General features: G+C 71.6%; 13 protein-coding genes and 1 pseudogene. 7 read left to right on the forward strand and 7 right to left on the reverse strand.

The genetic code is table 11. From position 1 onward, the window contains the following. The first annotated feature begins 38 nt into the window (after positions 1–38). The 3 genes and pseudogenes from ACQP2F_RS08415 to ACQP2F_RS08425 all read left to right on the forward strand — a co-directional run bounded on the left by ACQP2F_RS08415 (position 39) and on the right by ACQP2F_RS08425 (position 1,748). Positions 39–365 (forward strand): ArsR/SmtB family transcription factor, encoded by a 327-nt coding sequence (locus ACQP2F_RS08415; RefSeq protein ID WP_433302220.1) that lies wholly within the window; start codon positions 39–41, stop codon positions 363–365. Beyond that, positions 358–804, forward strand: coding sequence for an SRPBCC domain-containing protein (locus ACQP2F_RS08420; RefSeq protein WP_433302222.1), 447 nt, complete (start codon positions 358–360; stop codon positions 802–804). The genes ACQP2F_RS08415 and ACQP2F_RS08420 overlap by 8 nt, the downstream gene beginning before the upstream one ends. 54 nt (positions 805–858) lie before the next feature. After that, positions 859–1,748 (forward strand): annotated as a pseudogene (locus tag ACQP2F_RS08425) (IS5 family transposase). Here the strand turns inward: ACQP2F_RS08425 and ACQP2F_RS08430 are convergent. Beyond that, positions 1,745–2,719, reverse strand: a complete 975-nt coding sequence (locus ACQP2F_RS08430; protein WP_433302224.1) for an alpha/beta fold hydrolase — start codon at positions 2,717–2,719, stop codon at positions 1,745–1,747. The pseudogene ACQP2F_RS08425 and the gene ACQP2F_RS08430 sit on opposite strands and share 4 nt — an antisense overlap. Positions 2,720–2,913: 194 nt before the next feature. On the opposite strand from ACQP2F_RS08430, the gene ACQP2F_RS08435 reads away from it, so the two are divergent. Next, a complete protein-coding gene (locus tag ACQP2F_RS08435; RefSeq protein ID WP_433302225.1) occupies positions 2,914–3,534 on the forward strand; it encodes a carbonic anhydrase in 621 nt (206 codons plus the stop codon). An 830-nt stretch (positions 3,535–4,364) separates the two neighbouring features. Here ACQP2F_RS08435 and ACQP2F_RS08440 read toward each other — a convergent pair. Continuing rightward, positions 4,365–4,691 (reverse strand): hypothetical protein, encoded by a 327-nt coding sequence (locus ACQP2F_RS08440; protein WP_433302226.1) that lies wholly within the window; start codon positions 4,689–4,691, stop codon positions 4,365–4,367. A 233-nt stretch (positions 4,692–4,924) separates the two neighbouring features. On the opposite strand from ACQP2F_RS08440, the gene ACQP2F_RS08445 reads away from it, so the two are divergent. After that, complete coding sequence (locus ACQP2F_RS08445; RefSeq protein WP_433302228.1) at positions 4,925–5,416, forward strand: DUF3145 domain-containing protein; 492 nt, start codon at positions 4,925–4,927, stop codon at positions 5,414–5,416. 49 nt (positions 5,417–5,465) lie between these two features. Continuing rightward, on the forward strand, positions 5,466–7,175 hold the full coding sequence (locus ACQP2F_RS08450) for a glycoside hydrolase family 3 protein (RefSeq protein WP_433302230.1): 1,710 nt from the start codon (positions 5,466–5,468) through the stop codon (positions 7,173–7,175). 9 nt (positions 7,176–7,184) lie between these two features. Here ACQP2F_RS08450 and ACQP2F_RS08455 read toward each other — a convergent pair whose 3' ends face one another. From ACQP2F_RS08455 to ACQP2F_RS08475, 5 genes are all read right to left on the reverse strand, one after another. Further along, on the reverse strand, positions 7,185–8,411 hold the full coding sequence (locus ACQP2F_RS08455; protein ID WP_433302232.1) for a beta-ketoacyl-[acyl-carrier-protein] synthase family protein: 1,227 nt from the start codon (positions 8,409–8,411) through the stop codon (positions 7,185–7,187). A gap of 1 nt (position 8,412) precedes the next feature. After that, positions 8,413–8,655: an acyl carrier protein gene (locus tag ACQP2F_RS08460; protein ID WP_433302234.1), complete on the reverse strand. Its 243-nt coding sequence runs from the start codon at positions 8,653–8,655 to the stop codon at positions 8,413–8,415. Between the two features lie 61 nt (positions 8,656–8,716). Further along, on the reverse strand, positions 8,717–9,670 hold the full coding sequence (locus ACQP2F_RS08465; RefSeq protein WP_433302235.1) for a beta-ketoacyl-ACP synthase III: 954 nt from the start codon (positions 9,668–9,670) through the stop codon (positions 8,717–8,719). Next, positions 9,667–10,596 (reverse strand): ACP S-malonyltransferase, encoded by a 930-nt coding sequence (locus ACQP2F_RS08470; RefSeq protein ID WP_433302237.1) that lies wholly within the window; start codon positions 10,594–10,596, stop codon positions 9,667–9,669. Before ACQP2F_RS08470 ends, ACQP2F_RS08465 begins: the two co-directional genes overlap by 4 nt. 155 nt (positions 10,597–10,751) lie before the next feature. Beyond that, complete coding sequence (locus ACQP2F_RS08475; protein ID WP_433307394.1) at positions 10,752–11,942, reverse strand: PucR family transcriptional regulator; 1,191 nt, start codon at positions 11,940–11,942, stop codon at positions 10,752–10,754. 287 nt (positions 11,943–12,229) lie between these two features. On the opposite strand from ACQP2F_RS08475, the gene ACQP2F_RS08480 reads away from it, so the two are divergent. Further along, positions 12,230–12,454: a hypothetical protein gene (locus tag ACQP2F_RS08480; RefSeq protein WP_433302239.1), complete on the forward strand. Its 225-nt coding sequence runs from the start codon at positions 12,230–12,232 to the stop codon at positions 12,452–12,454. The last annotated feature ends 46 nt before the right edge of the window (positions 12,455–12,500 follow it).

Consider the following 12,500-nt stretch of genomic DNA (forward strand, 5'->3'; position numbering starts at 1 on the left):
TTCTTGACAGCCGGGTGCCGAAGCGGATACTTAAGCAAGTGCTTAACCATTCGCTCGACCTGATGTACGCGGCCCTGGCCGACGGCAGCCGGCGGACCATGGTCGACCGGCTCAGCCGCGGTCCGGCCACGGTCAAGGAGCTGGCCGGGCCGCTGACCATGACGCTGCCCGCGGTGCTGCAGCACCTGCGCGTGCTGGAGGAGAGCGGCCTGGTCCGCTCGGAGAAGGTCGGCCGGGTCCGCACCTGCCGCCTCCAGCCGGCCGCGTTGCAGGCCGCCGAGCAGTGGATCGCCGACCGGCGGTCCGGATGGGTGAGCAGTCTCGATCGTCTCGAGGACTTCCTGAACGGAGAGAGTGATGACTGAACGTTCCGCGCTGCACGACACCTTCCGTATCGACCGGCATTTCGACGCCGAGCCGGCGCGGGTCTTCCGGGCCTTCGCCGACCCGGGGGCCAAGGCCAAATGGTTCGGCGATCCGTCGTCGACCCAGCACAAGGAGTTCGACTTCCGCGAGGGCGGCCGGGAGACGATGGAGTCGGTCTTCGCCGACAACCGGTACGGGTACGTCGCTACCTACACCGACGTGGTTCCGGACGAGCGGATCGTCTACACGTACGAGATGACCATGAACGGGCGCCGCATCTCGGTCTCGGTCGCCACCGTCGAGCTGCGGGCGGGAGCCGGCGGGGGAACCGACTTCGTGCTGACCGAGCAGGGCGTCTACCTGGACGGGCTGGACAACTCGGCGCAGCGCAAGCAGGGCACCGAGGACCTGATGGACGCGCTGGCCAAGTCCCTCTAGGTTCTGTCTCTTAGATCATCGTGGCGATCATGGGCGTCGATCGTTGGATCGGGTGTGGCGCGTGGTGATTTGACGAACCAGGAATGGGCTGTGCTGGCGCCGTTGCTGCCGGCGCAGCCGGTTCAGGGCCGGCGGTGGCGTGATCACCGGCAGGTGATCAACGCGATCTGCTGGGTCAAGCGCACCGGTTCACCCTGGCGGGATTTGCCCGAACGGTACGGGCCGTGGAAGACGCCGTACCAACGTTTCCGCCGGTGGGCGGCCGATGGCACCTGGGCGCGGTTGAAAGCCCAGGTCGTCACGCTTGCCGAACTCGACGACGACATCGACTGGGACGCCCAGGTCGACGCCACGATCGTGCGCACCCATCAGCATGCTGCCGGGGCCGCAAAAAGGGGCTCGACGTCGCCGCGACGCAGGCACGCGAAGGCATCGGACGCTCCCGCGGCGGGCTGACCACGAAAATCCACACCCTGGCCGACGGCCGGGGCCGGTCGCTGGCATCGCTGATCACGCCCGGGCAAGCCGCCGACACCCAGCAGCTGATCCCGCTGCTCAACCAGGTTCGGGTGGCCACACCCGGACCTGGGCGCCCGCGTGTGCGTCCGAACTCGTTAACCGGCGACCGGGCGTACTCGTCACGGGCCAACCGCAAGGCCTTGCGGGACAAACACATCGCCACCACGATCCCGCAGCCGCGTGACCAGGTCGCCAACCGGCTGCGCAAGGGCCGCAACGGCGGCCGGCCACCCGCGTTCGACCCGCACGCCTACACGCGGCGCAACCAGGTCGAACGCGGCTTCAACCGGCGCAAACACTGGCGCGGACTGGCCACCCGTTACGACAAGCTCGGCGCCCACTTTCAAGCCACCCTCGACCTCGTCGAAATGCTCGACTGGCTCCGAGCCGTACCCGACAGACTTGATCTAAGAGACAGAACCTAGGCGGCCTTGCCGCTCGGGCTCGCAGTGGCGGCCTTGCGGGCCCGCCTGGTACGCCGGCGGCGCTCGCCCGAGGTGCTCGCGCCGGCCCGCTCCACGATGGTGGTGAGGATGGCGGAGACCTCGGCGTGACGCTCGAGGATCAGCATGTGGCCGGCGCCGGGGAAGACGGTGAGCTCGGTGCCGGGCAGGGCCTCGGCGATGCACTCGGCGCACGGCGGCGGCGTCAGCCGGTCGCGGTCGCCGACCAGCACGGCGGCCGGTACGTCGCCCAGCCGGGCCAGCGTGTCGAGCCGCTGCTGCTCGCCGATCGAGGTGCGGAAGCCGCCGATCGAGCGCAGCGTCGTGCGGCCCACGCTCTTCATCGTCATCTGCAGGGCGGCGTCCTCGTAGTCGTCGCCGAACAGCAGCCAGCGCAGGGCCGGCCGCAGCGCGGGGAGGAAGGCGCGGTGCGGCCGCCAGGCGCCGGAGCGGGCCAGCAGCCCGGCCCCGAGCGTCTCGCCCGCCCGCATCAGGGTCGCGAGCCGGGCCGGCAGGCCGTAGCGGGTGTGCGCGGTGCCCTCGGCGGTGGTCGAGACGAACAACAGGCCGGCGACGCGCTGGGCGAACTCCTCGGGGTGGCCGTGGGCGTACTCCATGATCGTCATGCCGCCCATCGAGTGGCCCGCCAGCACCACGGGGCCTTCCGGCGCGTACCGCCGCAATATCTCGGAGAGATCGTCGCCCAGCTGGCCGAGGGTCGCCGAGCCCAGCCGGGTCGATCCCGAGCGGCCGTGGCCGCGAGCGTCGAACGCGATGATCCGAGGAGCCGCCTCGCCCATCTTCTGCAGCGCCGCGATCTGGTGATGCCAGGTGCGCCGGTTCAGGCACCAGCCGTGCAGCAGCACCACGGTGACCTTCGCGTCGGCGGGACCCCAGGTCTCGACACTGAGCGCGACGTCATCCGCGAGCCGCAACACCGAGCGTTCTGACATGGGCACCTCCGCAAGTCGCACGGCCCCGTTGTACCCACGGGTAGTAATCATCACCCGCATCTCGCGCAAGTGCCACGGGTCCTGGGTGATTTATTGCCTTTCGCCCTAGCTGCCGTACGGCTCATCTCCCCGTCATTCCGTGACTTGCCTCGCACTCCCTGTCCACTTGCCCGAACTCGGCGAGAATTTCCCTCATGACCACCGACCCCTTGGCCCCGCCGTCCCCACCGATCACCACCGCCGCCGACGCTCTGGCTGAGCTGGTCGCCGGCAACAAACGCTTCGTCAGCGCGCGCCCCGAGCACGGGCACCGCGTGTCGGCCGCGGCCGCGGCGTCGGGCGGACAGCAGCCGCACGCCGTGGTCATCGGGTGCATCGACTCGCGGGTGCCGCTGGAGGCCATCTTCGACCAGACGTTCGGGTCGATCTGTGTGGTCCGCTCCGGCGCGCACGTGGTCGACCGGGCCGTGCTGGGGTCGGTCGGCTTCGCCGTGGCCAAGCTCGGAGTCCCGCTGATCATGGTGCTGGGCCACAAGCGGTGCGGAGCCGTGCAGGCGACCGTCGACTCGCTGAGCTCGGGCGAGCGCCCGCCGGGCGACATCGGGTACCTGGTGGACGAGATCGCTCCCGCGGTCACCGCCGTGGGGCTCGACTCGCCCGACGTGGCGGAGCTGGCCATGCGGGCGCACGTCGCGCGGACGGTGGCGGTGATGCGCGAGATCGAGGGCGTGGCGGACGCGGTGGCGGCCGGCCGGGTCGATGTCGTGGGTGCCGTTTACGACCTCGATACGGGATGGGTGGACCTGCTGCCGTAGGTCGGTGGGGGATCGGCGGTGCCCGGATCTTGATGAGGTTGCGGGTTGCGGGTCGCTGTGGCTCTTCATCGCTGTGGCGGTTGAGGCTGCGGCGTTTTTGGGTTGTGGATAACCGGCCGGAAGTGTCGTAGGTGGGCCGTATGGTCGGCCCCACCCAGTGCTCGGGTGGGGTGGGGTTGGCTGGGCGGTGTTGGCTGGGCGGCGTTGGCTGGGGTGGCGTTGGCTTGCCGGCGGATGTGGCGCGCTGACCGGCCCGCGGCGATGGGGCGAGCCAGGGTGGACTCAGCCTGGGATGCCCGCTGCTGGGCTGGTGTTCCGCGACTGGCTGGTACGAGCGCGGCTGGCTGTTAGTGCACGGCTGGCTGGTAGTGGCGCGGCTGTTGAGACTGCGCCGCCGGTCGTGCTCGAGAGACTCCCGGGAGCGTGGCGTTGTGTTCGGTGCTGGGAGGTCGGAGCCAGCGGTGGGCTCGCGCGAAGGCATGTGGATCGCCGGGCAAAAACTGTCGTACCCGAGCCGTATGTTCGAGCCCACCCAGTAGAGGGCGGGGGACGAGCCGAAGGGCGGGGGACGAGCCGAAGGGCGGGGGACGAGCCGAAGGGCGGGGGACGAGCCGAAGGGTGGCGGACGAGCCAAGGCGGCGGACGAGCCGAAGGGCGGCAGACGAACCAAACGGCGGCGGATGAGGCAATCCGCAATCTCAACGCGCGGAATTATGCGTACATCATCCGGTTCTGTCCCCGATCATGCCTTGATGATCTCGATGGGCTGATGATCAGAGAGCGCAAAAAGGCGCCTCCGGCCAGGCCGGGGCGCCTTTTCGAACGGTGTGTCAGCCCTCGAACACGCCGGCGTCGACCAGGCGCTTCTCGGTGGCGTCCCAGCCGTCCTGCGGGTGGGCGGTGTTGAGCGTCTCGAGCTCGGCGCGGATCTTGGCACCGTGGCCGGCGGCCGAGAGGGAGCGGATCTCCTCGATGAAGGCGTCCGAGTCGGTCTTGAGGTGCACGGTCTTGCCGTTGGTCAGGTTGCGCACGTAGGCGAAGCGGCCGCTGGCGAGCGGGATGAGGTACTTGTACTCACCGAGCACGCTCAGAGCGCCCGAGGTGCCCTGGCCGGCGCGAACTGATGCGCGGGCGGTCTTGGAGGTGCTGCTAGCCACGGCGGTACTCCTTGAGGAAACAGAAAAAAGGCCGTTGCAACTCTACACGATCCCGGGCGGACCGTGCCGTCGGAGCAGGTCCGGCCGTTGAGATGAGTGGGCCACGACGGCTGCGAAGATGTCGATGTTGCCGATTCTCTGGCGCACCATCCGTACCAACCGGCATCATGGGACACGATCAACCGCGGTCGAGGTCGTAGGGGAAGACGCACCTCGGTCTCCGGGAGGTCACCGTGCCAACGTGTGGCGTCGTATACGTCCACTCGACCCCGCTTGCCGTGTGCCAACACGTCGAGTGGGCGATCGCGCGCGTCCTGACCGCGCCGGTCAACCTGCAATGGACCGCCCAGCCGGTTGATCCCGGCGCGCGACGGGCCGAATGCAGCTGGACCGGACGGGCCGGGACCGGCGCCGAGCTGGCTGCTGCCCTCCGGCAGTGGCCCATGATCCGTTTCGAGGTTACCGAGGAACCCAGCCCGGGCGTGGACGGCGAACGTTTCATGCACGTGCCGGGCCGCGGGCTCTTCCACGGGATCATGGGCGCGTCGGGGGACATCCAGCTCGGCGAGGACCGGCTGCGCGCGCTGATGGCCTCCGCGCGAGCGCCGGAGGCCCTTTCGCATGCCCTCGACAAGGCGCTCGGCACGGCCTGGGACGCCGAGCTCGAGCCGTACCGGTACGCGGGCGACGGCGCGCCGGTGACGCTGCTGACGAGAGTAGGGTAAAGGCCGATAAAAACGGCAAAATTTGCGGACGGTCGGGCGGGCTGCTGAGATGGCGTGCGTGAAGAGGTGCCTGCCGCTCGCCGTGGTCGCCACGACACTGCTGGCCGCGGCCGCGTGCGGCAAGGACGAAGCGCACAGGACGCCGGCGCCGGCCACAACCTCCAGCGAGCCGGCGTCGGCGAAGGCGGGGGCGGAGACGGGGGCGGCGGCGGAGGCGGATCCGGCGGCCCGCGCGGCCGCGATGAGCGACGCCGATCTGGCCGGGCAGGTCCTGATGCCGTACGCCTACGGCAGTGACGCGACCACGGTGGACAAGACGTCGGCGGCCGGCAACCGGGGCCTGGCCGGCGTCGACACTCCGGCCCAGATGGTGGCCAAGTTCCACCTCGGCGGCCTCATCCTGGTCAGCTTCACCGCGCAGGACCCGACCGGCTCCACCAACCCGGCGACCAACGTGGAGAACCCGCAGCAGGTCCGCAAGCTCACCGACGGCCTCCAGACGGCGGCCCGCGAGGCCGAGCTGCCACCCCTGATGATCGGCACCGACCAGGAGTACGGCGTGGTCACCCGCGTCACCCAGGGCGTGACCATGCTGCCGTCCGCGATGGGCGCCGGCGCCGCGGGCAAGCCGGCCCTGACCGAGGCGGCCTGGCACGCGGCCGGCGAGGAGCTGGCGGCCATGGGCATCACCGTGGACTTCGCCCCGGTCGCCGACACCCTCGGGCCGCCGGCCAACACGGTGATCGGCTCCCGGTCGTTCGGCGCCGACCCCAAGGCCAACGCCGACCAGGTCGCCGCCGTCGTGCGCGGGCTGCGGTCGGCCGGCGTCGCCGCAGGCCTCAAGCACTTCCCGGGCCACGGCCACACCGACAGGGACAGCCACGCGACGCTGCCGGTGGTGAAGCAGAGCCGGGACGCCTGGACGGCGCAGGATCTCCCGCCGTTCCGGTCCGGCGTGACGGCCGGCGCCGACGTGGTGATGTCCGGTCACCTCGACGTTCAGGCGCTGGACAAGGGCGTACCGGCCACGTTCTCGCACAAGATCATGACGGATGAGCTGCGCGGCGCGCTGAAGTTCGGCGGGGTGGCGATCACCGATGCCATGAACATGCCGCCCGCCATGCAGTGGCCGCCGGGCGAGGCCGCCGTGCGCGCGCTCAACGCCGGCAACGACATGCTGCTCATGCCGCCGGACATCACCAAGGCCCGGGACGGCATCCTGGCCGGGCTCAAGGACGGCTCGCTCAAGCGGGAGCGCCTGGTCGAGGCCGTGACCCGCATCCTCACGCTGAAGGCGAAGAAGTCGGGTCGGCCCGCCGAGGGAGGGAGCGGCGCGGCCCACGAGCAGGCGGTCGCCGCGCTCGATGCCGCGTCGATCACGGTCCTCAAGGGTGCCTGCGGCGGCCCCCTGCTCACCGGCCCGGTCACGGTCACTGCGGCCGACGGCCGCGAGGCGGCGCGGATCAACCTGGTCAAGGCGTTGCAAGCGCTGGGCGTGCCGGTCCAGGCCGCGGGGGGCAAGGTCATACACCTGGTCGGGTACGGCGACAGCGCCCTCGATCTCGACCAGTCCGCGGCCATCACGGTCATGATGGACACGCCCTACCTGCTCGCCTCGGCCAAGTCGCCGACGCTCATCGCCACGTACTCGTCGAGCAGGCTGTCGCTTACCACCCTGGCCGCGGTCATCGCCGGAAAAGCGAAGGCGACCGGCCGATCGCCGGTCGCCGTCGCAGGTCTGCCCCGCAGCGCTTGCTGAGTCGGGACCTCAGGGGCGGGTGAAGACCAGCGCCACGTTGTGACCGCCGAAGCCGAACGAGTTGTTCATGGCCGCCGGGATGTCGAGCGCGCGGGACTTGTGCGCCGCCACGTCGAGGTCGAGGCGATCGTCCGGGTCGTCCAGGTTGATCGTGGGGGGAACCACGCTGTCCCGGATGGCGAGAATGGTCGCGATCGACTCGAGCGCGCCGGCCGCGCCGAGCAGGTGACCGGACATCGACTTGGTCGAGGTGATCACCGGGTGGCGGCCGACCGCGGCCTTGATGCCGACGATCTCGCCCATGTCGCCGGCCGGCGTCGAGGTGGCGTGCGCGTTGACGTGCGCGATGTCGGCGCCGGTCAGGCCGGCGTCCTGGATCGCCTTGGCCATCGCGCGGATGCCGCCCTTGCACTCGGGGTCGGGCTGCACGATGTCGAAGCCGTCCGACGTGATGCCGGCGCCGGCGAGCCGGGCGTAGACCCGGGCGCCACGCGCGGCGGCGTGGTCGGCGCGCTCCAGGATGACCGCGCCGGAGCCCTCGCCGAAGACGAAGCCGTCGCGGTTCTTGTCCCAGGGGCGGGAGGCCTTCTCGGGCTCGTCGTTGCGCGTGGACATGGCGCGCATGGCGGTGAACCCGGCGTACGGGAGCGGGTGGATGACCGCCTCGGTGCCGCCGGCGATGACCACGTCGGCCCGGCCGGAACGGATGATGTCGAGGCCCAGGGCGAGGGCCTCGGCGCCGGTGGCGCAGGCGCTGGCCATGGCGTGCACGCCGGCCCGGGCCTGGAAGTCGATGCCGATCCAGGCCGCCGGTCCGTTCGGCATCAGCATCGGCACGGTGTGCGGGCTGACCCGGCGCGGGCCCGACTCCTCGAGGATGTCGTCCTGGTTGAGCAGGGTCATGGCCCCGCCGATGCCGCTGCCGAAGCTGACACCCAGGCGTTCCGGGTCGAGCCCGGAGTCCTCCAGGCCGGAGTCGGCCCAGGCCTGCTTGGCGGCGATCAGCGCGATCGCCTCCGAGCGGTCGAGGCGGCGCAGGCGGACCCGCTCGAGCACCTCGCTCGGCTCCACGGCCAGCTCGGCGCCGATCTTGGCGGGCATCTGTGCGGCCCACTCCTGGGTGAGTGCCCTCACCCCGGAGCGGCCCGCGAGCATGGCGTCCCAGGTGGACGCGACGTCCCCGCCCAACGGGGTGGTCGCGCCGAGCCCGGTGACGACGACGTCTACGTTGCTCATGTCAGTGATTCGCCTCGATGTAGGAGACGGCGTCGCCGACGGTCTTGAGGTTCTGCACCTCGTTGTCGGGGATCTTGACGCCGAACTTCTCCTCGGCGGCCACCACGACCTCGACCATGGACAGCGAGTCGACGTCCAGGTCGTCGGTGAAGGACTTGTCCTCGGCGACGTCGTCCGGGTTCACCCCGGCGACCTCCTCCAGGATCTCGGCGAGGCCGGAAGTGATTTCTTCGCGAGTTGCCATTTTCTCGTGTATTCCTCTCAACTGGTGGTGGTGAGGGTGGTCCGTCCGGGTCGGTCGCCGCTTACGGGCAGCGGACGACCTGGCCGGCGTACGTGAGGCCGCCGCCGAAGCCGAAGAGCAGGACCGGGGCGCCCGAGGGCACCTCCCGCCGCTCGACCAGCTTGGACAGGGCCAGCGGGATGCTCGCCGCGGAGGTGTTGCCCGACTCGACCAGGTCCTTGGCCACGACCACGTCGGGACCGAGGCCGAGCCGCTTGACGATGCCGTCGATGATCCGGGCGTTGGCCTGGTGCGGGATGAAGGCGGCCAGCTCGGACGGGTCGACGCCGGCCTTCTCGCAGGTCTCGCGGGCGAACGGGGCGAGCGCGGTGGTCGCCCAGCGGAAGACGATCTGGCCCTCCTGCTGGATGTACGGCTGCCAGCCCTCGATCTTCAGGACGTCACCCTTGTCCGGCGCCGAGCCCCAGAGCACCGGGCCGATGCCGGCCGCCTCGCCGTCCGGCACCGCGGTGATCACGGCCGCGCCGGCGCCGTCGCCGAAGAGCACGGCGGTGGTGCGGTCGGTCCAGTCGGTGACGTCGGAGAGCTTCTCGGCGCCGATCACGATGGCGTTGCGGGCGGCGCCCGCCCGGATCGCGTGGTCGGCGGTGCCCACCGCGTAGGAGAAGCCGGAGCAGGCGGTGTTCAGGTCGTACGCCGCCGGGGCCGTGATGCCGAGCCGGGCCGCGACCCGGGTGGCGACGTTGGGGCAGCGGTCGATCGAGGTGCAGGTGGCGACCGCCACGAGGTCGATGTCGGCGGCGTTCAGCCCGGAGCCGGCGAGCGCCTTCTCGGCCGCGTACGTGGCCATGTCGGCGACCGACTCGGCGCCGGCGATGCGCCGCTCGGAGATGCCGACGCGGTCCTTGATCCACGCATCGTTGGTGTCGATCGTGCTGGCCAGGTCGTCGTTGGTGACGACGCGCGAGGGCTGGTAGTGCCCCAGCGCGATGATGCGGGAACCCGCGGCTGTCATCGTGTTGCTCCTCCGATACGGGCGATCAGGTCGCGGGCGGCGGGCAGGTCGTCCGGCGTGTTGAGAGTGACGATCTCGGGGGCGCCCTCGCCCTTGAGCTCGCGCTTGACCAGGCCGGCGAGAGTGCCGGCCGGTGGCAGCTCGATGATGCCGGTGACACCGAGCTCCTTGAGCGTCCGCATGCACAGGTCCCACCGAACGGGGGCGGTGACCTGGCGGACCAGCCGCTGGAGCATCTCGCCGCCGGCGGTCACCGAGGTGCCGTCGAGATTGGAGAGCAGGACGCGGGCCGGGTCGGTGACGGCGACATCGCCGGCGACGGCGCCGAGGGCGGTCTCGGCCGGCGCCATGTACGGCGTGTGGAACGCCCCCGCCACCGGCAGCGCGATGACCCGGGCCTTGGCCGGCGGCTCGGCCGCGAACTTGGCCAGCCCCTCCAGCGACCCGGCCGCGACGATCTGGCCGGCGCCGTTGCGGTTGGCCGGGTAGAGGCCGTGCCGCTCGATGGTGGCCACCACGTCGTCGGGGTCGCCGCCGAGGACGGCGCTCATGCCGGTCGGCTCGAGGGCGCAGGCGGCGGCCATCTCGCGGCCGCGGACGGCGGCCAGCGTGATCGCGGCCTCGGCCGGGAAGACGCCGGCCAGGGCGGTCGCGCCGAGCTCGCCGACGCTGTGCCCGGCGACCACGGCGACGTTCTCGAGCGGCAGCTGCTCGCCCGCCAGCAGCGCGGCGGCGACCAGCAGCGGCTGGGTGCGGGCGGTGTCCTTGATCTCGTCGGCCCCGGCCTCGGTGCCGAGGTGGCGCAGGTCGAGGCCGGCCAGCTCGGACCAGGCGGCGAGCCGGTCGGCGGCGCCGGGCAGGTCGAGCCAGGGGGTCAGGAAGCCAGGCTTCTGGGAACCCTGGCCGGGGGAGAGTACGGCGAGCACGGGACTGACTCTTCCGGATGGAGGGGCCGAGCGGGGGTGACGGCGGCAACCAAACCCTACGACCGCCGTTGTAGGGATCCTACAAATGGGCCCGTTCGGTGGCCCACTTGCGCACCATTTGTAGGCATCGTGAAGCTGAACGAGCGCTCGGTGATTTAGGTCGCAGGATCCAAGCGCCCGATGGTCATGGCGAGCCGCAGCGCGAACGCGTCGCGTCCGTCGAGCGGTGACAGGCCGGTCACCTCGGCGACCCGCTTCAGCCGGTATCGCACCGTGTTGGGATGCACGTAGAGCTCGCGGGCCGCACTCTCGAGTACCCCGCCGGCCGCGAAGAATGCGTCCAGTGTCTCCATCAATCCGCCGCCGGCCCGCGCAAGCGAGCCGTGCACGTCGTGCCGCAGCGCGCGCCGGGCCGCCAGGTCGCCGGCCAGCGCCCGCTCGGGCAGCAGGTCGTCGGCGGCCACCGGGCTCGGCGCGCCGGGCCAGGCCGGCGCCGCCCGGAAGCCGGCCAGCGCGGCCCGGGCCGACTCGGTGGCCTGGTCGAGCGAGGGCACGGCCGGCCCGACCACGACCGGGCCCTCGCCGAAGCTGCCGGCCAGCGCGGCGGCGCTGGCGGCCGGGTCGGTGACGCCGCCCATCACCACCACCAGCCGGTCGCCGTGTACGCCGCCGATCACCTCGAGCCGGGCCCGGCGGGCGGCGCGGTAGACGCCGTGCAGCACCGAGGTGATCTCGCCGCCGGGGGAGCGGCCGACCACCACCGCGACCGGGGGCGCGTCCGCCCAGCCGAGGGCGGCGGCCCGGCTGGCCAGCACGTCCGAGGAGTCGCCGCGCAGCAGGGCGTCGACCAGCATGGCCTGCAGGCGGGCGTCCCACGCGCCGCGCGACTCGGCGGCCCGGGCATAGACGCGGGCGGCCGAGAAGGCGATCTCGCGGGAGAACTTGAGGATGGCCTGGAGCAGGGCCTCCTCCTCGCCGGCCGCCGCCAGGTTGCCGACCTCGGACTCGGCCACGTCGATGGTGACCTTGATCAGCTGGACGGCCTGGGTCAGGGTGATCGACCGGGCCAGCGCGCGGGGCGCGGCCGCGAAGACCTCGTCCGAGATCTCCTGGGTGTTCGCCACGGTGCCGCCGGACCGCAGCCACTCGACCAGCGAGCGGACACCGGCCTGGGCGACGAGCATGACCCAGGAGCGCTGGTCGGCCGGGAGGGCGCGGAACCAGGGGAGGGTCTCGTCCATCCGGGCCACGGCCGAGGTGGCCAGGCCGCCGGCGTTGCGCTCGATGCGGCGCAGCGTGGCGGCGAGCGGGGGCTTTGTCGTCCCGGGAGATGCCACGCAGCACAGCGTGCCACGCCGCGGCCCGGGATCGGCGACTCGCCACCGCTCTGTCCCGGTCGGGGAGGATCCGCGGGGATAGGGGCAAGTCCGCAGGTGGCGGGCCAAATGAGTGCAATGCACGGGGTTTCTATACCGATTTGGGTTCTTTGTCGGGATAGCGGTGCGCCCCTGCCGCGATTTCGGTCGGTGACCTGGCAGGGTGTCGTCCTAGCGTTGCGCGGGTCACCCGGTCCAGAAGGTAAGGCCGGGCGCCGCGCGGCCGATGGAACCGCGTGAAGGTTGGGGGAGGCGAGATGACGGAACCGGACGACGGGCCGCTGCGCGCCGACATCGATCCCGCGCTCGAGGACCCGGCGACTCCGGCGGCCCCGGCCGCCGAGGACGAGCCGATGACGGGTCCGAGCCGGATGGGCTGCCGCACGGAGCTGCGTGGCTGGGCGGGCGCCCATCTGCACGGCGCGGTCCGGCCGCGCCGCCGCGCCGCCGGCCGCGGCCGGCCACCCGGCCGTTGGTGCTGAGTCACCCGGTCGAGGTAGCCCTTCGGCGCGTCCGGGAGCGGCCGCG

Origin of the sequence: Actinoplanes sp. CA-030573 (assembly GCF_050951115.1) — a bacterium.
GTDB lineage: Bacteria > Actinomycetota > Actinomycetes > Mycobacteriales > Micromonosporaceae > Actinoplanes.